The sequence below is a fragment of the Undibacterium sp. Jales W-56 genome (assembly GCF_025548535.1).
In the GTDB taxonomy this organism is placed as follows: domain Bacteria; phylum Pseudomonadota; class Gammaproteobacteria; order Burkholderiales; family Burkholderiaceae_D; genus Undibacterium.
In genome coordinates this window covers 1-20,820 of the sequence record NZ_JAJLQW010000009.1, presented here as the reverse complement: position 1 = coordinate 20,820, position 20,820 = coordinate 1, and the positions used below count along the sequence as shown (strand labels likewise).

Below are 20,820 nucleotides of genomic sequence, written 5' to 3'. Positions count from 1 at the left end.
ATGTGGATTACCAAGGTCAGTATTCAGAATCCTGTTTTTGCCACTATGGTGATGGTGGCATTGATGGTACTGGGTTTGTTTTCCTACCAGGGCTTGGGTCTGGAGCAGATGCCAAACGTACAGTCGGTCGGGGTCTGGATGGAAGTGCAGTATCCGGGGGCATCGCCTGAGATCGTCGAGAACGACATTACCAAGCCGGTAGAGAATGTACTTAACACCATCAGCGGCGTGAAGCGCATCATGGCAAGTTCTTACGAAGGTCGTGCCGGCATCTGGACCGAATTCCAGTTGTCGGTGAATCCCGATAAGGTGTTGCAGGAAGTCCGCGACAAAGTAGCGCAGATTCGCCCGGGCTTTCCGAAAGACGTGAAAGACCCTTTCATTGTGCGCGGTGGCAGCGATGGTAATGAACGTCCGGTGGTGGAAATGTCGATCCGTTCATCGGAACGAAGTTTGCGCGAGTTATCCAATCTGACCGATCAGATCATCGCCAAAAAATTACAGAGTGTCGCCGGTGTCGGTCGGGTCGATGTGCGTGGTGCTGTGGTGCGCCAGGTGCAGGTTAAGTTAAATCCGGATCGCATGGCAGCCAATCATGTCGGCGTTAATGAGGTGCTGTCGGCAATCCAGTCGACCAATCAAAATATGCCGGCAGGGCTGATCACTCAAGGCGCTAAAGATCAACTGGTGCGCTTAGAGGGAAAAATAACGGATCCGCGCGGATTCAATAAAATTATCGTCGCACGTCGCGCCAACGCACCCGTGTATCTGGAACAGGTCGCCGATATTCAAGACGGTGAACGCGAAGAGTTTTCGATTTCACGTGTGAACGGCGTGCGGGCAATTAGCATCTCTGTGACCAAGATCCAGGATGCGAATATTGTGGATGTGGGAGACGGCATCATGGAAGCGCTCGATGATCTGAAAAAGAGATTGCCGGCCGATGTCGTCATGAACGTCAATTACAACAACGCGGACAATGTGAAGCAGTCATTGAAAGGCGTCAAAGAAACCATCCTCGAAGGCGCGGGATTGACTATCCTGATTGTATTTTTGTTTTTGCATTCCTGGCGCAGTACCATCATTACCGGTCTGACCTTGCCGATTTCTGTCATCGCGACGTTCATCGCTTTGAAGGCCTTTGGTTTTACCTTGAATTTCATGACCCTGATGGCGCTGTCCCTTTGTATTGGTCTCTTAATCGATGATGCGATTGTGGTCAGGGAAAACATCGTTCGCCATCTGGGTATGGGAAAAGGCCACAAGCAAGCCGCCGCAGATGGCACCAATGAAATTGGCTTAGCCGTCATGGCAACGACCTTCGCTATTGTGGCGGTATTCATACCCGTCGCATTTATGAAGGGCATGATAGGGCGGTATTTTTTGCAATTCGGTATCACGGTCACAGTTGCGGTTCTGGTATCACTGTTCGTAAGCTTTACTTTGGATCCGATGTTGTCTTCGGTCTGGCACGATCCGGCTGAAGGACGATTTAGTCGCCTCCCGTGGCTGGCGCGCATGATGGAACGGATTGAGCATGGCATCGAGCAATTGCACAGCTTGTACGGGCGTATTCTGGAATTGGTATTGCGGCGACGTAAGACGACGCTGGTTTTGACCTTTGCACTTTTCGTGGGAAGTTTTTTTCTGCTGCCTTTTATCGGCACTGAATTTGCCCCGGAAACGGATGACAGCCAGATTTCACTGAATCTCAAAACGCCGGTTGGATCCAGCCTGACTTATACCAACGAAAAGACCATGCAGGTCGAGGCAATCCTGAAAGAAATGCCCGAGATCGTGACCATGAATACCAGCGTCGGCGTGGAGGGGGAGCGCAATGCCGCGCAGATCAATTTGAAGCTGACCCTGCCTCGTATCAGTCATAGAAAACCACAAAAAGAAATCGAATCAGATATCCGCAAGCGCCTGAAGTCGGTGCCGGGCGTCGATCTCGGCGTTGGATTTGATAAGCCGATTTACGTCGCAGTTCTGGGACCCGACGCGGATAAATTACAAGGAGTGATTGACCAGGTGATGTTGAAGTTAAGTGCAATTAAAGGTATTGCGGACCTGGAAAGTAGTTTGACCGGTGCCAACCCGACCGTCTTGGTAAAGGTGAACAATGAGTTGGCAAATGATCTGGGTTTATCCGTTCAGCAGATCGGCGCGGCCTTGCGGCCGTTTGTAGCGGGCGACAATATCGGTCAGTGGCTGGCGCCAGATGGACAGAATTATGAAATCAATGTCCAGCTGCCGAAGTCGGGCCGTCAGAAGATTGCGGATCTGGCAGATTTATCTCTGGCTAGCAGCAATCTTGATGCGATGGGAATGCCCGTGATGGTACCCCTGCGTCAGGTGGTGCAATTTATTCCCGGTACCAGTCCACGGGTTATTAAACGCCAGGACTTGCAGCGTCGTGCAGCGATTTATGCGAATGTTGAAGGCCGGCCCGCCGGAGATGTCGGTAAAGAAGTGCAAAATCTGGTCAAAACCATTGAGCTGCCAGCCGGTTACCGCTTCGATGTGGGTGGGCAGACCAAGGAGATGCAGGACTCTTTTAATGCCGCACTGGCAGCTTTAGGGATCGCGGTGATCTTTATTTATCTGATCCTGGCATCGCAATTCGGCAGTTTTTTGCAGCCGCTGGCAATCATGACTTCCTTGCCGTTTTCTTTGATCGGTGTGTTGCTGGCTTTATTGATTACCGGTAGCACCCTGAATATCTTTTCCATCATCGGTTTTATCATGCTGATGGGATTGGTCACCAAGAACGCGATTTTGTTAGTCGACTTCATCAATCAATCGCAACGTCAAGGCATGTCGCAGCATGATGCAATTCTGGCGGCGGGGCAGGTCAGATTGCGCCCCATCATGATGACAACCCTGGCGATGATTTTCGGTATGTTGCCGATGGCGATCGGTTTCAGTGAGGGGGCGGAGTCGCAAGCGCCGATGGGACGTGCCGTGATCGGCGGGATTATCACCTCGACCTTGCTTACGCTGCTGGTTGTGCCTATTGCTTATACCTATTTAGATAAATGGGGGCGACAAGTGCAGGGTTATTTCAGTCGTAATAGCAAGATCGCCGGCGCATCCTTAGATGCAAATAAGACTTGATAATTTGTTGTACATTTGAAATAATTGTCTACGTAGCAACGCATGTTTATCGATGAATAAACATGCGTTGTTTTTTTAAGAATGTTTACTCTAGAATTGTAATTTTCTCTATTCAGGTAAAAATCCTGATGACATACTGAGCGCACGGTGACTAGCACGACCGTTCACTTAATCTTTAAAAAATATTCCCCCATTAGGAGACAAAATGCGTCAATCCAATTTTGCACTGGCATTGCTTGCAGCGGCTGTACTGGCTGGTTGCGGCGGTGGCGGTGGCGGTGATCAAACCACTAAACTCAAATTCAGTGCCCAGGTATCGTTTGGCGATAGCTTAAGTGACGTCGGCTCTTATGCCGTAGGCACGGTAGCTGCCTTAAAAGGCGGTAAATATAGCGTCAATGATGTGGATGCCAATGGCAAAAACAATGCTAAAAACTGGACGGAATTGATGGCTGCTCAGTTGGGATTGCCTGCACCATGCCCGGCACAAACAGGTTTGCAAGGTTTGGCCTCTCAGGGTTTTAGCGTTCCCGTCGTGAATCACCCAGGTTGTACTTCGTATGCGCAAGGTGGCGCTCGTGTCACGAATCCAGTCGGCCCAGGCAATAAATTGCTGGGTGGCTCGAATGCAGTTTTAGGTCAATTAACCGTACCTGTCGTGACGCAAATCCAAAATCATCTGGCAATCAATGGCGGGTCCTTCAAGGGTGACGAGATCGTCTTCGTAATGGCTGGCGGTAATGACGTATTTATTCAATTGGCAGGTTTCTCGGCGGGTGCTACCGCTGCGGCAACTGCGGCAGTGACTGCCGCTGTGCCTGGTCAGATTCAGGCAGATATCGCAGCAGGCAAATGCGTACCTGCTGACGCACAGGCCAGCAATTGTCAAGCCGCCGCAGTTGCTACGTTGTCGCCTACCGTTGGCGCAGCAGCGGCAGGCGCATACATACAAACGAACGCGCCGTTGGTTGTAACTGCCATGGGTACGGCAGGTGCTGAACTGGCTGGCTATGTCAAGACGCTGATCATCGGCAAAGGCGCTAAATATGTGACAGTGGTGAATCTGCCTGACGTTAGCCAAACGCCGTTCGGCTTAAGCACCAGCGCATCGACCCAAACCTTGATTTTCAATATGGTGAATGCCTTTAATTCCCAGTTGAAAGCGGGTCTGGATGGTAACGCCAATGTATTGTATGTGGATGCCTACACGGTCAACCGCGATCAGTTCGCCAATCCAGCTATTTACGGTTTGACGAATGTCACCACGCCAGCATGCGATCTGACACCGGCAAAAAATCCGTTAGGCTCTTCGCTGGTGTGCAACAAGTCAAACACCATCTCCGGTTCCGTTGATAACTACCAGTATGCTGACTCCGTACATCCAACACCATACGGTTACCTGTTGTTGGCACGTTATGTATCTAAAGAAATGGTTGCACGAGGCTGGTTATAAGCTCCCAGTCTTGGTTGCAGGGTGAACCCTTGCAGACTTTCTCCCGGATCTCATCGGTATTTGTATGAAAACGATGACGACCAGGGAGACAGGCAACTTTATCGAATTATGTAGATGACTATTTGAGATGTCATCAATCAAAAGGATCGGGAGACAATATGAATAAAAGTTTTAACACTGCGATGAAGCTGCTGGCGATCGCTGTTTCGATGACGGCGAGCGTCGCTGCCTCGGCTCAATCCGCGGGTACTTGGTCTGCCAAATTAGGGATTAACCAAATCACGCCAAAAGTCAACAGCGGCGATTTGAGCGCCCCGGCATTACCAGGTACAAAGGTGGAAGTCGGTAGCGATACTGAACCTGTACTGGTCGGTAACTATATGTTCACGGATAATATCTCTGCGGAATTTGCCGTAGGTTTGCCGTACAAACACAATCTGATTGGCGCGGGTTCTATCAGCGGCACCGGTAAATTGGGTACCGCTGAAGTATTGCCGCCAACCTTGTTTGCACAATATCGCTTCTTTCAGGCGAAATCCGCTTTCCGCCCTTATGTCGGTCTGGGTTTGACCTATGCCTACTTCCAGAAGGAAACCGGCTCCGGTCAATTGACCGCATTGACGAATACAGGCAGCTCGACACCAACTACGTTCAAAATCGATCATAAATTTGGTGTGACAGCGCAACTGGGCGCAGCCTATGCACTCAATGAAAAATGGTATCTCGATGCGGCCGTGACTAAAACTTACCTGAAAACGACAGCGCATTACTCCACTGGACAGACGCAGGCAATTAAACTTGATCCGGTCGCGATTGTGATCGGCGTCGGTTATCATTTCTAGGCAATAAAGTCATTCCGGCTGTTTTTTTCAGCCGGAGCGAAAAAAACCTGCAGATAATAAAATATTTGCAGGTTTTTTATTTGACGGCGCCGGCTGAAATACGGCTCAATAGGCAACCCGATTGCGGCCTTCGCCTTTAGCCCGATACAGGGCCGCATCGGCAATCGCGATCAGCGCAGCAGCATCTTGTCCCTGCGCCAAAGTCGCCACGCCAAACGAGCCGGTAATATGCGGCAACGGCTTTTCCCTATCTTCAAATACCCGTGTTTTGCGCAGCCGGCTGCATAGCCTATCTGCTACCGCAAGCGCGGATTTTTGATTGGTGCCGGGTAAAATCACCATCATCTCCTCGCCACCATAACGGGCCGCAAAATCGGAAGGACGCAGCCCGGCATTCATGACTTTTGCCGCGCTCTGCAAGGCATCGTCACCGACCAGATGTCCGTAGTCGTCATTGAAGCGTTTAAAATGATCCAGGTCCACCATGATAATGCTGAGCGGACTGCCGGTCGCATGCGCATGTTCTATCATTCCAGGCAACTGACTATTCAGCCAAGCGCGGTTATGCAAACCGGTCAGCCCATCCACCATCGATAACTGACGATAAAATTCGCCAACTTTCTGGCGATTGCGGATTTGTGCGTTGGCCGCACGGATGCGGAACGACAGCAGTTGCAATAGATTTTTAGCGACGCCATTTGACTCATCGATTAAGCGCCATAAAGTTTCTGCTTCGATGACCAGCAACTCGCTGTCGGCCAGAGCGCTGATCGTCGATGAATGAATTTCTTCATCCAGCACGGAAATTTCACCCACACATTCTCCTGGCAGATATTGGGTGATTGCCGTTTCTAGTTGATTGCTATTGGCATCTTGCCGGGTGATGCCCAGCACGCCTTGCAGTACTACATAGAGCCTGGCGCCGGAGCTATGGGTATCCAGTACGATCTGGCCTGTACGGGCTTTTACGATAGCGCAATCTTGAATAATCTTTACTATGCGCTCAAGATTTTCCTCGGAGATATCGCGGAATAAATGAATGCGATCAATTTTATAATCGGCATCACCGAAGAGCATTAAGGGTTCCAAAAGAGTTTTTTCCAAATACATGAATGACTGTCAAAAATTTATAAAATAATGCCGTTAATCGCATCAAGCCGCATCTCGGTTTCGCGAAAGATTCTTAAATAATCCGATTTATCCAGCCGCACAGTATTCCATGCCGTTTCCGAGATGAGCGGAACAAGATCATCTTCAATATGACTCAGATCGAGTCCGTGAACAACGGCGTTCGCGATATGCACGATGGAGGCGACCGAATTGAGTCCTTCAATTTCAGGATCATGATGACCGCGGATCGCATCGTGAATCGCTTCGGAAAACTGCCATTGATCGGCCAGCGCCAGTCCGGCGACCACATGGTCAATTCCCATCACCGCCTGCTCCGCTTGCAGCAAATAACAATCCTCTTGCTGCCGGTGTAGAATCACTTGTTCATATTGGGCGGGAAAGCGAGTCACCAATACCAATCTTCCAATATCGTGCAGTAAACCCGCAGTGAAAGCGAAATCATGTTTCATATGCAGTGTTCTGGAGATTAACTCCGCGCACTCGGCGGTCGCAATGCTATGGCTCCAGAATGCCTGGAAATCAAAATTCCTGCAGCGTGAAGGGGGAAAGCTATTGCTGATTGCGGTCAGCCGTATCAGATTTTTGACTCTGCGTATGCCCAGCATGGAGACGGCTTGCTGAATCGTGACTACCTTGGAATTGCTGCCGTAAAAAGAAGAGTTCGCTGCGCGCAGCACACCTGCTGCCAGCGATTGATCGCGCGCCACTTTTTCCGAAATCTCGTCCAGACTGATATTGTCATCATCCAGGTTGGAGAGTAAATCCTGGGCGACCAGCGGGAGCGTAGGCAATTCCTTGATGTGTTTGACTACATCGGCCAGCAACAGGTGCTGGCTATCCGGCGCAGCAAGGTCCTGAGTCATATCGCATCACTCCGGTAAGAGCGCAGATAATCGAGCAAGATACTGGTTGGTATTTGATCATCGACATGTCGGAACAGGATATCCAGGCGCTCTAATTGATGTTGCTTCAGATCGTCCATGTCGGTGTCTGGCTCATTGTCCGTGAACACCGATAATTGGCGAATATGATGATTCTCAACTGAGGTCAGCATGCCGGCTGTCAATATGACGCCCGCAGGCAGTAACACATGCCCTTGTTTATCCAGTAAATCATCCGCCAGCACCATACCTGCGGAAATTTTTGACAAAGGTAAATATTGATGTCGCTGGTTCATAATTGAGGTCTCATGGCACTTACAGTGTAATAAATTTTGATCCAATTGACATGATTTTGTTTCTCTTCAGCAGTGTAGACCCTAATATACTACGGTAAGTATATTGATTGACCATATCGATGGATAATCCAGGTTGCTTTTCCTACACACAAAGGTAGTTTCTTCATGCATTCAGTAAAAAAATTTGTTCATAACCGGCCACGCTTGGCACTGACTTTTGCCTTGGGCCTGGCCGCGAGTTTTGTTTTGCCTGGCAGTATGGATTGGATGACTCGCGCCTTAATCGGCTGGAATGTAGGGGTCTGGATGTATCTTTTGTTAATCGGCTGGCTCATGACTTGTGCGAACCATGAAAGCGTCAACAAAATTGCGATGCAGGAGGATGAGAGCGCCGTCGCGGTATTGGTGATTTTGTCATTGTCTGCCACTGCTAGTCTGGTCGCGATTGTTTTTCAATTAGCCAATATGAAGGGAATGCCGGAAGATATCCGCTTCCTGAAATATGCGTTTACCGGTGTGACGGTGCTTGGTTCTTGGTGTTTGCTGGCAATGGTATTCACATTTCATTATGCCTTACTGTTTTACCGGTCGCCCAGAAGCCAGCGTGCCCTGCGTTTTCCGGATGATGAGCAACATCCCGATTATTGGGATTTTTTGTATTTTTCATTCACCATTGCCATGGCAGTGCAAACTTCTGATGTATCGATCATGTCGCGTGCCATGCGCAAGACCGTGCTTGCTCAATCACTGTTGAGTTTTTTATTTAACGTGGCGATTTTGGGGTTCTCAATCAACATCGCTGCCGGTCTGGTCGGGGCATAGTTTCTGCGCAATCCAGAATACGGTGGTTTAATATACTGGGATATAGTATATTTTCTATGCCGCAATACAGATATGCAGAATTGACATGATTTTTTGGTGATTTATGGGGAGTATATGTTGCAAAGTCTATACTCAAGCGAAAGGAAATACCATGTCGGTAACTACCCTTAACGGGCTGGAGCAAGAATGGATGGTGCTGCAAAATAATATCGAGGCGTTGGAGCGTAGTTGCCTCTGGATTAAATTAAGCGCTTTCGCCCTGTTTGTCGTGACCGCGATGTTTAGTTTCAGCGCCTGGATGATCGCGGGCCTGCTGGCAAGCTTGTGCCTGCAAGAAGCCATCGTCAGGACATCGCAAGCGCGACTCGGGATCAGGATCGTGCGCATTGAATCACATCTGCAATCGCAAGATGCGTGCGGTCTGTCGTTTCAGTTGCACACCGAATGGCAGAACGATCGTCCCGGATGGGCTGGCTTGCTGATGGACTATCTGACGCAGGCGCTACGCCCCACCGTCGCTTTTCCGTATGCCGTGCTGATGGCGTTCAGCTTTGCACTGACGTGGGGGCCGCCGCCGTATTGAAGCGGCTTAATGCCTTATTGCGGTGCTACCGCTGTTCTCAGTACGGGATATAAATTGAAGCGCTCGTCCCATGAGGAATGGCGGCGGGCAAAAAAATCCAATCTCGCCGCGGGATTTTTGGCAAAAGCAGGATCGCTGGCAATACGCTGATTGAATTCGGCGCGAAGTGCCGGATCGGCCGCCAGCTGTTCGCGCGCCACGTCTTCCGCGACATAGGCTTCCATATATTCTTTGCGTTCGAAGGCATTGTTAAAGCAGCCCCAATTCACCAGAGCATCGGGCGCGCTTGGTTCCAGCAGCGCGACCACCAGGCTGGCTTTTGCCTGAGCAATTGGGACGAACAAACTGCCTGATGGAATAGGACGTGTTTCGGCTTTCCAGCTCCCTTGCAGCTTCAGCATTTGCCGTCCCTCAAAAGATTGCGGGCTGAAATCGACTTTATCGGCGCGGTAACTTTCTACGGCGGTTTGCGGCAACGCGGACTTCAATTCACGGAACTGTATGCCATGCTGCGTCAGTTTTTGCGCGACGGTCCCGGCATAGGCGGCGCCCACGAGATAGCCGGCCTGAGGCGCGACGACGCTGAGGTCTGGAATGATCTCATTGCGCAGCGTGACATTCCAGATCTGCGGTTTGCTCTCATCATAGCGCGTCATCAAGGCGCCGGAAATTTCGGATGGTGTGCGGGTATAAGCGTACCCATGGAAGGCGACCGGCGTACTCTTGGCGGTGGTTTGATAGCTGACCGCGACCTCCTGACCGGCCAGCGCCCTTGCTCGCAGATCCGCTGCCAGAGCCAGTTTACGCCATTCAGCACCATGCCTTGCAAGCTGCTCTAAGACCGAAAGCACCGTATTGCAGGTAATCCGTACCCGCGTCGCATACTCTTTCTAGGAATGGGTTTCGACCAGCATGCCGAAACGATTGCGCAGCGCAAAATAACCGTGTGAAAAGCGCGGCGGCGGCACGCTATCGACAAAGCCCGACAGCGGATCATCTTCTTTGGCAAACGACATATAAAACGGCAAGGGCAGGGAACCTTGCCTGGCGAGGTCGGCGATGACGGCATCGCGCAATTGCCGGCCTGATTGACGCAAGCCGGCATCGCCCGAATTGACCGGTTCGACCTGGATAGAAATATCATGCTCGAACTTGGCGCCGTCCGTGACATGTAAGTCGATGGTGGCCAGCGGATCCCAGTCATTGATCAGCTTTAACATCGCCTGCATCTCAGCAGAATCCGCCTTCATATAATCGCGGTTCAGGTTGACGTTTTGTGCGGTAGTGCGCCAGCCCATTTCTTCCGGGCCGCGCTGGTTCGGCCGGTTCCAGCGACCGAAACGCTCATGGCCGTCGATGTTAAACACGGGCACGAAGATCAGCACTTGCTTATCCAGCGCACCTTTGGCGCGGGTGTTGTCCAGGGCTTCACGCAAGGCCAAAAATCCGGCATCCTTGCCATCAATTTCTCCCGCATGAATGCCGCCTTGTATCAAGGTGACCGGCACACCTTGCTGCCGGGCCTGTGCGGCGCTCAATGCGCCTGTGCGTGACGCCACCAGCGCCAGCATAGGCCGGCCTTCCGGCGTGCGGCCAAATTCCAGGCAGCGCACCGCATCTGGATAGGTTTTTTGGAATTCGGCACAGAGTGCAATCACTTCATCATAGCGCCCGGTTTGGATAAAGCCGGAACGTTCAGACACGGTGCTTAGCGCCGGCGTTGCCATTGCGGCGGACGCCGGTGCCGCGCTGGCGTTGACTGCCAGACCGGCCAGGGATGCAAGGGAAATCAAAACAGACGGGAGACAGAACGATTTCATCAAACGGTTTTCCTCGGAGATCGGTTGGAGTCGGCGGAACGGCGGGTCTAATGGCTGAGGTTTAAGCCGCAGTCGCCGCAATTTTGTTTTGCCACCAGCGTGCCTTGTCCTGCAATTGATCCATATGCAGATCGCACAGGCTTCTGTTACGCATCAGGCATTTGCCGTTGACCCAGACGTGGCTGATTTGTTCACGTCCGGCGGCATACACGATTTGCGAGATCGGGTCGAACAGCGGCTGCGTTTCTAGCGCCGATAAATCGATGGCGATCACGTCGGCTTGCTTACCTGCGACCAGGCTGCCGATCTGCTGTTCCATGCCCAGCGCTCTGGCACCGGCCAGGGTCGCCATTTCCAGCGCGAGGCTGGCATTCAAGGCGGTCGGATTGCCCGATTCGACTTTTGCGAGTAGCGCTGCCATGCGCAAGTCGCCGAGCAGATCCAACTTGTTATTGCTGGCAGCGCCATCGGTGCCGATGCCGACCTGGATGCCGGCATTTTGCATCGCATGGATGCGGGCGAAGCCGGAGGCAAGCTTCAAATTGCTCGCAGGATTGTGGGCAACGTGCACGCCTTGTCTGGCCAGCAGCGCGATCTCGGCATCGTTCGCATGCACCACATGCGCTGCGATCAGCGCCGGGCTGAGCAGGCCGAGTTGATGCAGCCGTTGTAGCGGTCGCATGCCGTATTGCTTGAGGCTGGTATCGATCTCGTCCTGGGTTTCGTGGATATGGCAATGAATGTCCATTCCCATTTTTTCTGAGATTGCAATAATTTTACTGAAGGTTTCGTCTGCTACGGTGTAGGGCGCATGCGGCGCCAGTCGAAACGAAATGCGCTCCTGCCCGACAAAACTCTGGCGGGCCGCCAATGCTTTGTTGATGTACTCATCGGCATCGTTCGCATAGACGGTCGGAAATTCCAGAATGCTGCAGCCGACAATGGTGCGCATGCCAGAGTGAATCCCGGCGCGGGCCACAGCCTCATGGCAGAAGTACATATCGTTCACGGTAGTAGTACCGCCGCGTATCATTTCCGCCATGGCGTGGACGCTGCCGTCGAATACGAACTCATCCGATACATGTTTTTTTTCTGCCGGCCAGATGTGATGATTTAGCCAGTCCATCAAGGATAAATCATCCGCCAGTCCGCGCAACAGACTCATGGCAGAATGCGCATGCAGGTTCACCAGGCCGGGTAGCAAGGCATGCTCAGGCAGCAGCGTATGGTCGGCATCCGGGTAGTCTTGTCTGGCCTGATCGGCAGGTACAATCGCCTTAATTTTATCGTCCTGCATGACCAGCGCATGGTCGCGCAACACTGTAGCGCGTGGTTCAACGGGAATCAGAAATTGCGGATACAGGCAGCTTGTCTTTGTCATGTGGTGTCACTTTATAAGATTCTGGTAGGAGGTACTGTAAGAGATACTGTAAAAAAATATTGTAAAGATATTGTAAAAACCGGATAGCACGATTATAGCGGGGCATCTGCTCATAGTGCAGGCCTTGCATGTCTTCAAGTAGTGCGGATATTGGTGGTAGCTGACAGATATTGTTATGATGTACGTTTTACCCATTTACCCTCTACACATACCCACATGTTCGACTTCCTCTTTAAGCGCCGACCTAAATTCACCGCCCCGTCTTTGGCGCACATGACATCCTCCGCAGATGAGGAAAAAAAAGAGAGTCAGCGTCAGGAAAATGCCGAAAAAAATGCAGAAAAGCGCGTAGAAGTGCTGGCGCGCATTCAAACCTTGACTCAGGATGAAAATGCGCTGGTCGAGATCGTACTGAGTTGTGATTTTGCGGATGGACGCTATAGCGCTGCACAGCACCTGCATAGCGCCGACGCCTTGCAAAAGGTAGCGAACGCTTTACGTAATACCGATAAGCGCGTCGCTAAATTAATGCAATCGAGGTTGGACGACTTGGCGGCGCTGGATCGTCAGCGGCAGTTGGCAATGCGATGCCTGGAGCAAGCGCAGCAACTGGCCCGTGATGAAAAGCTGATGCCGCAGCAGTTGATTGAATTGGACAAAATGTCTGCAAAGGCCGGATCGTTTCCGGATGATCTGAAACAGGAATTTGATCAGGTTTGCCAAAGATTGCAGGCGAGGATTGCGTCACAGACTTCTTTGCAAAGAAAAATCATTGATTTATCTTATCTGCTAACGGCATCAATGGGTATCGCTGACTCATCGCATCAAATCCAACTCGATCAATGGCAACATGAATTCGAGAAATTTCTGTCGGAGCCAGAGGCGGCAAGTTTGCCTAAAAACCTGTTGAGCGACTTTACGGAAAAAATGCAAGCGGTGCGGCAGCAGTGGGAATGGCTACAGCAACAAAATCAACGACAAACTCAACAACTATCTCAACAACTATCTCAACAAGAGAGCAGCACAAAAACTGACAGTGCAAATCCCGATGACGTAGTAGTGCATGTGGAGTTATTTAGCGAAGCTGAACATAATGTCGATTGCGATTCCGATCAATTAGTCAGTAAAATTGCCGAGATCGGCCAGCAAGAAAAATCGTCAACAGCGAACAATAAGCCAGTTGCACGAATCGTCAGCACTGGTCAGATTATCCAGGCGATAGACGCAATGGAGCTGGCGCTAGAACAGGGCAGTGCGTTGCAGGCGCAGAAAATAGAACGCGATACTTTGCGCGGTGTCGATCTCAAGCGCAGTGGTTTAAGTACTGAGCAAAAAGAGCGTCTATTTAAAGTCCAGTCGGAATTGGGGCGACTATTGTCCTGGGCTAAATGGGGTGGCAGCATCTCACGCGATGAGTTGATCAAGGCGGCGGAAAATTTGCCGCGTCAAGAATTAGAGCCAAATGATCTGGCAAAGAAAATCGGCGGTTTGAGAGAACGCTGGAAATCGCTGGAGGCAAGCAGCGGTGGCGCATCAAAAGAGGTTTGGGATAAATTCGACGCTGCTTGCAATCTGGCGTACGCACCGGCTGCCGCACATTTTCAGCAACTGGCCCAACTGCGTTCAGAGAATTTGGAAAAAGCTGAAATTTTGCTGCAAGATTGGCGCAGCAAGGCAGATGTATTATTAAATGCCACGGACTGGAAATCGGTTGCGCAGTTTTTAAACGAAATGAAGCAAGCCTGGCGTGAGTCCGGTAACGTCGATCGCAAACATAAACAAGGTCTTGATGCTGCATTCAATGCACTCTATCAGTCTTTGTCACAGCCGCTAGAACTACAAAGAAAGAATGAGGTAGCGCTGAGAGCGCAGTTCATTCAGCAGGCCATGGCGATTGATCCTGCGCGTCGTGAGGCAGTGGATCAATTACGGCAACTGCAAACTCGCTGGCAAGAGCGCGCCCTTGCTTTACCGCTACGACGCAAAGATGAGCAGCAGCTTTGGGAAAAATTCCGCGCCGCTTGTGATGCCTTATTCATGCAGCGCAAGACGGTTATTGGCCAAATCGATGAAGAGCGTAAAGCGAATTTGGCGGCCAAGCTGGCTGTGTGCACGCGTATCGAGCAGGCCGTCGCCTCGACCGGACTGCAAGATGAGTCAGGGCTTCAGAAATTACTCCGGGAAGTCACGCAATCATGGCGTGAGATCGGTGTCGTTTCCCGTAATGACGAGGCCATGATCGAGAAAAAATTTCAAGCCGCCTGTTTGCAATTGAAGCGACAAATTGAACAGGCGAAAGAGAGTGATATTCAAGCGGGGAAAAAACAGCTGCAATCAAAATTTGACCTTTGCCAAAAGGCGGAGCGTCTGCTTTTAGACGGTTTCGCACAAGCCAAACTGGCGTTGCCAGTGTTGAGCGCTGAATGGGATGATCTAACCAGGCAAAAAGTGATTTTCACCTCGCTGGATCAGATATTCAACAAGCGCTTTGCCGCTTGGGTGCAGGCGCTTGAGGCGCATGACAAGGACTACCAGCACAATTTATTCAGTAATGCTGAACTTGCCGGATCCATTATTTTGCAATTGGAGATATTGAATGGTGTTGACAGCCCTGCCGAACTAGCACGAACGCGCTTACAGATGCAAGTTGAGGTGCTGCAAGAGACCTTGAAATCGGGCAGCCAATACAGTGCCAGTCTTGAACAGCTACAGCGTTTTTATGCGACTCCGGCGGTATTAAGTCCGCCCCAACAACTGCGCGTTGCGCATTTGCTGACGGTAAGTCAAATTTAAGGCGCAATCGTCATCCCAAAAAAGGAAATGCTATGAGCTATGTATTCAATCCCAGGACGCCCTCAGTGCCAGTGGCGAATTCTGATGCGCTTTTTCCTGTGCATAGGATTTATTGCGTCGGCCGGAACTACGTTGAGCACGCAAAAGAAATGGGATGGAGCGGACGCGAGGCGCCTTTCTTTTTTATGAAGCCTGCCGATGCGGTGCTGCCGGTACCCAATGGACAAATCGGTGACATGCCTTATCCGGGCATGACCAGCAATCTGCATCATGAAGTCGAGTTAGTCGTGGCGATTGGTGTCGGCGGCAAAAATATTGCAGTCGAGACGGCTGCCGCCCATGTATGGGGTTATGCCGTCGGTCTGGATATGACGCGCCGGGATTTGCAATTGGCATCTAAAGAGCAGGGGCGCCCGTGGTGTACGGCAAAAGGTTTCGATTTTTCGGCACCGATTTCTCCGATATATCCTTTGTCACAGACGGGCTGGATAGACCAGGGCAATATTCATCTAGATGTCAATAATGTGCAGCGACAAGATAGCGATATCAATAAGTTGATCTGGAACGTGGCTGAAGTGATCGCGACTTTATCTACTCTGTATGAGCTGCAGCCCGGCGATTTGATTTTTTCTGGCACGCCTGAGGGCGTTGCTGCGGTTAAAACGGGTGATTTGATGGAGGCCCGTATTGCTGGCGTCGGTGAGTTAAAAGTGCGCGTATCTGGAGCGAACCGCTGAATCTATTTGCTGAATAAATCATATGAAACTCTATAGCTACTTTCGCAGCTCCGCCTCTTATCGGGTGCGTATTGCCCTGAATTTAAAAGGCCTGGATTATGAAGTCGTCCCGGTTCATCTGGTAAAAAATGGCGGTGAGCAATTAACGGATGCATTTAAAAAAATCAATCCTGATGCCCTGGTGCCTGCGTTATGGGACCACTACCAGGATCAGGAGATCTCGATTAATCAATCGCTGGCTATTATGGAGTATCTGGAAGAAGTGTATCCAGAGATCGCTATATTGCCTAAAGATCCGCTAGCCCGCGCAAAAGTCCGTGCTTTTGCATTGGCCATTGCCTGTGAAATTCACCCCATCAATAATTTGCGTGTGCTGAAATATTTGTCCAAGGAATTGGGGCTTAGTGATGAGCAAAAAAACACCTGGTACCAGCATTGGTGTTTATCGGGTTTGCGTGTCTTAGAACAACGCTTGGTTGAAGAGCAATGTGCCGGACGTTTTTGCTTCGGCGATGCACCAGGCCTGGCGGATTGCTGCCTGATTCCGCAAATTTTTAATGCCCAGCGTTTTAATTGTGATTTAAGCCAGGTACCTACTTTGATGAGTATCAACCAGCATTGCCTGCAATTACCTGCGTTTATGGATGCATCGCCAGCTAAGCAGATCGATGCGGAATGAGGCCGGAGCGAAACTGATACTGAGGTAAAAAAAGAAATTAGTTTTTTCTAACTTCCTTTTTATTGCGGCAATTACTTCTGAGCCAGCTCAGTTCGGCAGGCTTTGTTCTGGCGGCGCTTCAGATAGAGTGTCATTTAATACGGAAATCAAAATAGATCGCGTCAATTTGGACTTCGTTGTATAACCGTCAATGGCAAATTCATGATTGACTTGTTTCTCCGGCGCATAACCTGGCTGACCGGTACGCAATACGATACGTAAATTATTTCGGCCTAATTCATTACGGATGACGCTCACGAGCTTCAGGCCAGCATCTACCGTCTCCATGACGACATCCAGTAAGATGAGGGCGATGTCAGAATGGTCGATGACTAATTGTCGCGCTTCTTTTGCCGAATAAGCATGTAAAAATTCAAGTGGGCGACCGTGGATCTTGACTCCGCTCAACGCCAGTAATGTGGTGTCGTGTACATTGCTATCGTCATCGGCAATCAAGATTTTCCAGGGAAGCATTGCTAGTGCCGGATCTTGTGTCTCCAGCTCTTCTTCAAGAAAATCAATGAGATCATCATCATTTTGACCAACAGAGCAACTCGAGATTAAATCGTCGAATAGGCGTGCAATTAAGCCCGTTTGCTTAAATCCCCGTACATGAATGCCAGAGGCCATCAAGTGATGCGATGCCTGGCAGTTGCTTTGGAGGTTCAACAAGCCGGGCGTCTTACTGTGCTGGAACTTCATCAGTTTTCTCCCTGTTGCTTGGATTAAATTTTTCTCTGTTTTTATCTTATGTGAAGCGCTTGTGATAATCAAGAGGTCGATTCACTATTTTTAACAAAGGGCAACTAATTAGCGCGCCTCTTTTCTATTGCGAACTGGTCTAGTGCAAATACCCAGTGGTAATATTCATCATCGTGGTATTTAGTAGTTTTATGCATGTCTAAGCACAGTCCTCCATGCCCTCTTTTTTTCTACCCGTTGCAATAGTCTGGGCAATTGGCATCAGTTTTATCACGATGCTTGTCTTGTTCTATTTGCGTTGCGCCAAAGTCAGCACACGTGCAAGCCAATTCTGGACAATCGCCTATGCCTGCATGGCTCTTCGTCAATTATGTGTTTTATTCGACATTGATAAAATCCCTTTATCTGCAATGGGAGTCGATTTCTTCTCACTTGGATTCGTATGCTTTTTTTGGTGCGGTACGCGTATTTTTTTAGATAAGTTGACGGCCATCCCTCGCATTACTCTGTATTTCTCACTTTTGTTTTTTTGGACTTTCGTTTCGCATTTGACAAATTTTGATTACCTATTGCGCGAGTTGCCGGTCTATTTATTTGCGGGATCCGTGTTAGGCGCATCTGCAATTAATTTCTGGAAGGCGTCGCGTACAGATAGTAGGAGCGGATACCAAATACTGGCGCTGTTGATCGGTCTTAGAGGTTTGTCTCTCTTCGATTTTCTCTTGATTCGGTCGAATGAAAATTTGCTGCCATGGGGCTTCATGCTCTCCAGTTTATTAGACTTAAGCATAGGAATGCAGTTGTTGGTAGCGATCATTCTGGAGCAGCGAAAGCAGGGAGAGATCTTGTCCGCCTCAATTCAGGAGGAAATGACTGTTCGCAAGCAAGCAGAAGGTATCTTGAGGGAGCGCGAAGCCCTGTTTGAAAAAGTTTTTCAATTCGTGCCGGATGTCCTGGTGATTTGCCGGGAAAAGGATGGTCGCTATGTCGAGGTCAATCAGCACTGGGAAGCGCTTACCGGTTATAGCCGGGAAGAATCTTTAGGTAAATATTCATTAGAGCTGAATCTTTGGGCGGATACGAGTCAGCGCGATCGTTTACTCGAAGCGATGCGTGTACAAGGTGAAGTGCATGATCTGCAGGCGACGTATCGGCATAAGCTGGGGCATCATTATTTCGTCAATATTTCGGGCGTTCGTTTTGAGGTAGGCGGCGAGTCTTTTCTGATGTATCTGGTGGAAGATCGGACTGAGCTTCGCAGGATTGAAAATCAACGCAGGGAAGCGTTAATGCAGCTACAGGAGCGAGAGAAGAGGTTTGTCAAAATATTTGATCTGGTTCCCGAGGCGATTAGCATTATCCGCATGGACAACGGGATTTTGGTCGATGTCAATACGAATTGGTTGTCGATGTTTGGCTTGGTTCGAGAACAGGCAATTGGCAAGCATCCCAGTCGCGATTTGAATCTCTGGTTAGATAATCAGCATAGGACGCAATTTGTCAATCAGCTACTACGTTTAGAGCAAGGCGATAGTGTCCGTGGCGAGGAGATCAGATTCAGGGGTAAGGATGGCGTGTCAATTTTAGCGGAAGCTTTTTGTACAGTTTTTGAATCTGACAATCAAAAATACTTACTCACCGCGATGCGCGACATTACGGAGATTCGTGAAAGTGAGCAAGCAAGAAAACGTGCGGAGAGTAATTTACGGGAAAGAGAGGCGGTTCTTGCAACCGTTTTTCAATTGGTGCCTGATACCTTAACAATTACTCGTATGGCGGATGGTCATTACATCGATGTTAATCGGAATTGGGAGCCTTTGTCCGGTTACAGGCGCGAGGAGGCTGTCGGTCATACCTCGGGAGATTTAAATCTTTGGGCTTCTGTAGCTCAGCGCCAGGAAATGGTCGATTTGATCCAGCGTGATGGCGAAGTACGCGGCATGCAAATCGCCTTCCGACACAAGGATGGTCATATATTTCAATGTCGGGTTTCTGGATCTAAATTTGTTACCGGCGATGAGACTTATCTATTACTGGCCTCTCATAATATTGATCAGGAGATTGCGGCAGAGAGCGCCAGGGCAAAAGCTGAAATGCTATTGCGCGAAAATGAATATAAGTATTCAACGATTTTTCAATTGTCACCGATAGCTCTGGGTTTAGTGAATGTTGCATCTTCTTTATTGATTGAGGTAAACGACGTTTGGTTGACACTTTTTGGTTACCAGCGAGATCAGGTGCTTGGTCGTACTGCATTGGAATTGCAATTTTGGGAAAAGCCGGAGCAACGCGATGAGATGATGCGGCAATTATTTAATGAGGGACGCGTTGATCGTTTTGAAATCCGTCATCGTCACCAAAATGGACAGACATTGATTTGCTTGCTCTCTGCACGCCTGTTCACTATGAACGGTGAAAAAGTTTTTATTTTTGGTTTTCATGACGTCACAAGGCAGTACCAAATCGAGCAAGAAATTCGGGAAATGACCGTTCAATTGGAGGCGCGAGTCCGTTTAAGAACGATCAAGCTGGAACAGGCCAATATTGAGCTTGCCGAGGCGATGGAGTCCTTAAAGCGAACCCAGGATGAATTAATCCGTTCGGAAAAAATGGCGGCGCTCGGCTCATTGGTGGCAGGCGTCGCCCATGAACTAAATACGCCGATTGGAAATAGTGTCACGGTTGCCAGCACCTTGCAGGATAAAACCAAAGAGCTGTTGAAAGATATTGGGGAAGGTAAATTACGCCGCTCTACTCTGGATAGCTATCTGCAAAGCGCCAGTACGGGAACGGCACTCTTAATGCGAACGCTAGGGATTGCTCGTGAACTCGTAAAAAGTTTTAAACAAGTTGCAGTTGATCAGTCAAGCAATCAAAGAAGGCAATTCGATTTGAAATCAGCCTTGGAGGAAGTAATCGCGACCTTGACACCTATGTTCCACAAAGGCGCCTTTTCCCTCAAAACAGATTTGATTGGTGATGTGGCGATGGATAGTTTTCCCGGACCTTTAGGGCAGATTATTACGAATTTTATGACGAATGCATTGAATCATGCGTTCGACGACAAAGAAAGCGGTGAGATGCGGATATCAAGCCGCCTCAGAGATGAAGCCCATGTTGAAATTATCTTTGCCGATGATGGTAAAGGTATTGCCGATGTTGATCAAAAACGTGTTTTCGATCCATTTTTTACCACTAAATTGGGTCAGGGTGGCTCAGGGCTGGGGATGCACATTGCATATAACCTCGTTACCGGGGTATTGGGTGGCTCGATTGATCTTGAAAGCCATATAGGTAAAGGCACTAAGTTCACGATGGTATTGCCCTTGGTTGCGCCAGAAATTTCGTCTGAGATTGAACCATATCGTGCAGATACTTAAATAGCCTGATTGCGATGCAACTATTTTTGAAGAAGCCTCTTGCCAATGAGTGAAGGGATTTGCTATAGTTCGGCTCCCGCAGCGGAAGCGGTCCGAGAGGGCCGCAAGAAGCGGCGGGGGCAGGAAGAGAAGTGCAGGCGTAGGTACCGGCTTTAGCGGTGAGG

Annotated in this window: 16 protein-coding genes; 9 read left to right on the top strand and 7 right to left on the bottom strand. The window is 49.8% G+C overall.

Annotation, left to right across the window (positions count from 1 at the left end):
* The 3 genes from LPB67_RS18400 (at nucleotide 1) to LPB67_RS18390 (ending at nucleotide 5,412) form a co-directional block, all read left to right on the top strand.
* Nucleotides 1-3,117: an efflux RND transporter permease subunit gene (locus LPB67_RS18400; protein ID WP_262838772.1), complete on the top strand. Its 3,117-nt coding sequence runs from the start codon at nucleotides 1-3 to the stop codon at nucleotides 3,115-3,117.
* 205 nt (nucleotides 3,118-3,322) lie between these two features.
* Nucleotides 3,323-4,570: an SGNH/GDSL hydrolase family protein gene (locus LPB67_RS18395; protein ID WP_262838771.1), complete on the top strand. Its 1,248-nt coding sequence runs from the start codon at nucleotides 3,323-3,325 to the stop codon at nucleotides 4,568-4,570.
* Between the two features lie 158 nt (nucleotides 4,571-4,728).
* Nucleotides 4,729-5,412: an OmpW/AlkL family protein gene (locus LPB67_RS18390; protein ID WP_262838770.1), complete on the top strand. Its 684-nt coding sequence runs from the start codon at nucleotides 4,729-4,731 to the stop codon at nucleotides 5,410-5,412.
* Nucleotides 5,413-5,517: 105 nt separating this feature from the next.
* Here LPB67_RS18390 and LPB67_RS18385 read toward each other — a convergent pair whose 3' ends face one another.
* From LPB67_RS18385 to LPB67_RS18375, 3 genes are read right to left on the bottom strand one after another with little or no spacing between them, the layout of a single operon-like run.
* Nucleotides 5,518-6,489: a GGDEF domain-containing protein gene (locus LPB67_RS18385; protein WP_262838769.1), complete on the bottom strand. Its 972-nt coding sequence runs from the start codon at nucleotides 6,487-6,489 to the stop codon at nucleotides 5,518-5,520.
* 50 nt (nucleotides 6,490-6,539) lie between these two features.
* Nucleotides 6,540-7,406 (bottom strand): HDOD domain-containing protein, encoded by an 867-nt coding sequence (locus tag LPB67_RS18380; RefSeq protein WP_262838768.1) that lies wholly within the window; start codon nucleotides 7,404-7,406, stop codon nucleotides 6,540-6,542.
* Nucleotides 7,403-7,720 (bottom strand): hypothetical protein, encoded by a 318-nt coding sequence (locus tag LPB67_RS18375; protein ID WP_262838767.1) that lies wholly within the window; start codon nucleotides 7,718-7,720, stop codon nucleotides 7,403-7,405. Before LPB67_RS18375 ends, LPB67_RS18380 begins: the two co-directional genes overlap by 4 nt.
* Nucleotides 7,721-7,885: 165 nt before the next feature.
* On the opposite strand from LPB67_RS18375, the gene LPB67_RS18370 reads away from it, so the two are divergent.
* A complete protein-coding gene (locus LPB67_RS18370; protein WP_262838766.1) occupies nucleotides 7,886-8,542 on the top strand; it encodes a DUF1345 domain-containing protein in 657 nt (218 codons plus the stop codon).
* Between the two features lie 151 nt (nucleotides 8,543-8,693).
* On the top strand, nucleotides 8,694-9,125 hold the full coding sequence (locus tag LPB67_RS18365; RefSeq protein ID WP_262838765.1) for a hypothetical protein: 432 nt from the start codon (nucleotides 8,694-8,696) through the stop codon (nucleotides 9,123-9,125).
* Between the two features lie 14 nt (nucleotides 9,126-9,139).
* On the opposite strand, the gene LPB67_RS19145 is transcribed toward LPB67_RS18365, so the two are convergent.
* The 3 genes from LPB67_RS19145 to LPB67_RS18355 form a co-directional block, all read right to left on the bottom strand.
* Nucleotides 9,140-9,976, bottom strand: a complete 837-nt coding sequence (locus tag LPB67_RS19145; protein ID WP_316685304.1) for a hypothetical protein — start codon at nucleotides 9,974-9,976, stop codon at nucleotides 9,140-9,142.
* Nucleotides 9,977-10,015: 39 nt separating this feature from the next.
* Nucleotides 10,016-10,945: a M14 family metallopeptidase gene (locus tag LPB67_RS19140; protein ID WP_316685303.1), complete on the bottom strand. Its 930-nt coding sequence runs from the start codon at nucleotides 10,943-10,945 to the stop codon at nucleotides 10,016-10,018.
* Between the two features lie 61 nt (nucleotides 10,946-11,006).
* Complete coding sequence (locus tag LPB67_RS18355; RefSeq protein ID WP_262838764.1) at nucleotides 11,007-12,326, bottom strand: TRZ/ATZ family hydrolase; 1,320 nt, start codon at nucleotides 12,324-12,326, stop codon at nucleotides 11,007-11,009.
* Between the two features lie 216 nt (nucleotides 12,327-12,542).
* Here LPB67_RS18355 and LPB67_RS18350 point away from each other — a divergent pair, with 216 nt between their 5' ends.
* The 3 genes from LPB67_RS18350 to maiA are packed head-to-tail and all read left to right on the top strand — an operon-like array spanning nucleotide 12,543 to nucleotide 16,535.
* On the top strand, nucleotides 12,543-15,119 hold the full coding sequence (locus LPB67_RS18350) for a DUF349 domain-containing protein (protein ID WP_262838763.1): 2,577 nt from the start codon (nucleotides 12,543-12,545) through the stop codon (nucleotides 15,117-15,119).
* A 32-nt stretch (nucleotides 15,120-15,151) separates the two neighbouring features.
* Entirely contained in the window at nucleotides 15,152-15,856 is a 705-nt protein-coding gene (locus LPB67_RS18345) for a fumarylacetoacetate hydrolase family protein (protein ID WP_262838762.1), read from the top strand.
* A 22-nt stretch (nucleotides 15,857-15,878) separates the two neighbouring features.
* Nucleotides 15,879-16,535, top strand: a complete 657-nt coding sequence (gene maiA / locus LPB67_RS18340; RefSeq protein ID WP_262838761.1) for a maleylacetoacetate isomerase — start codon at nucleotides 15,879-15,881, stop codon at nucleotides 16,533-16,535.
* Between the two features lie 87 nt (nucleotides 16,536-16,622).
* On the opposite strand, the gene LPB67_RS18335 is transcribed toward maiA, so the two are convergent.
* The gene (locus tag LPB67_RS18335) at nucleotides 16,623-17,276 is read right to left on the bottom strand and encodes a hypothetical protein (RefSeq protein ID WP_262838760.1); all 654 of its coding nucleotides are present in this window, start codon (nucleotides 17,274-17,276) and stop codon (nucleotides 16,623-16,625) included.
* Between the two features lie 215 nt (nucleotides 17,277-17,491).
* On the opposite strand from LPB67_RS18335, the gene LPB67_RS18330 reads away from it, so the two are divergent.
* Complete coding sequence (locus LPB67_RS18330; RefSeq protein ID WP_262838759.1) at nucleotides 17,492-20,656, top strand: PAS domain S-box protein; 3,165 nt, start codon at nucleotides 17,492-17,494, stop codon at nucleotides 20,654-20,656.
* Nucleotides 20,657-20,820: the final 164 nt, after the last annotated feature.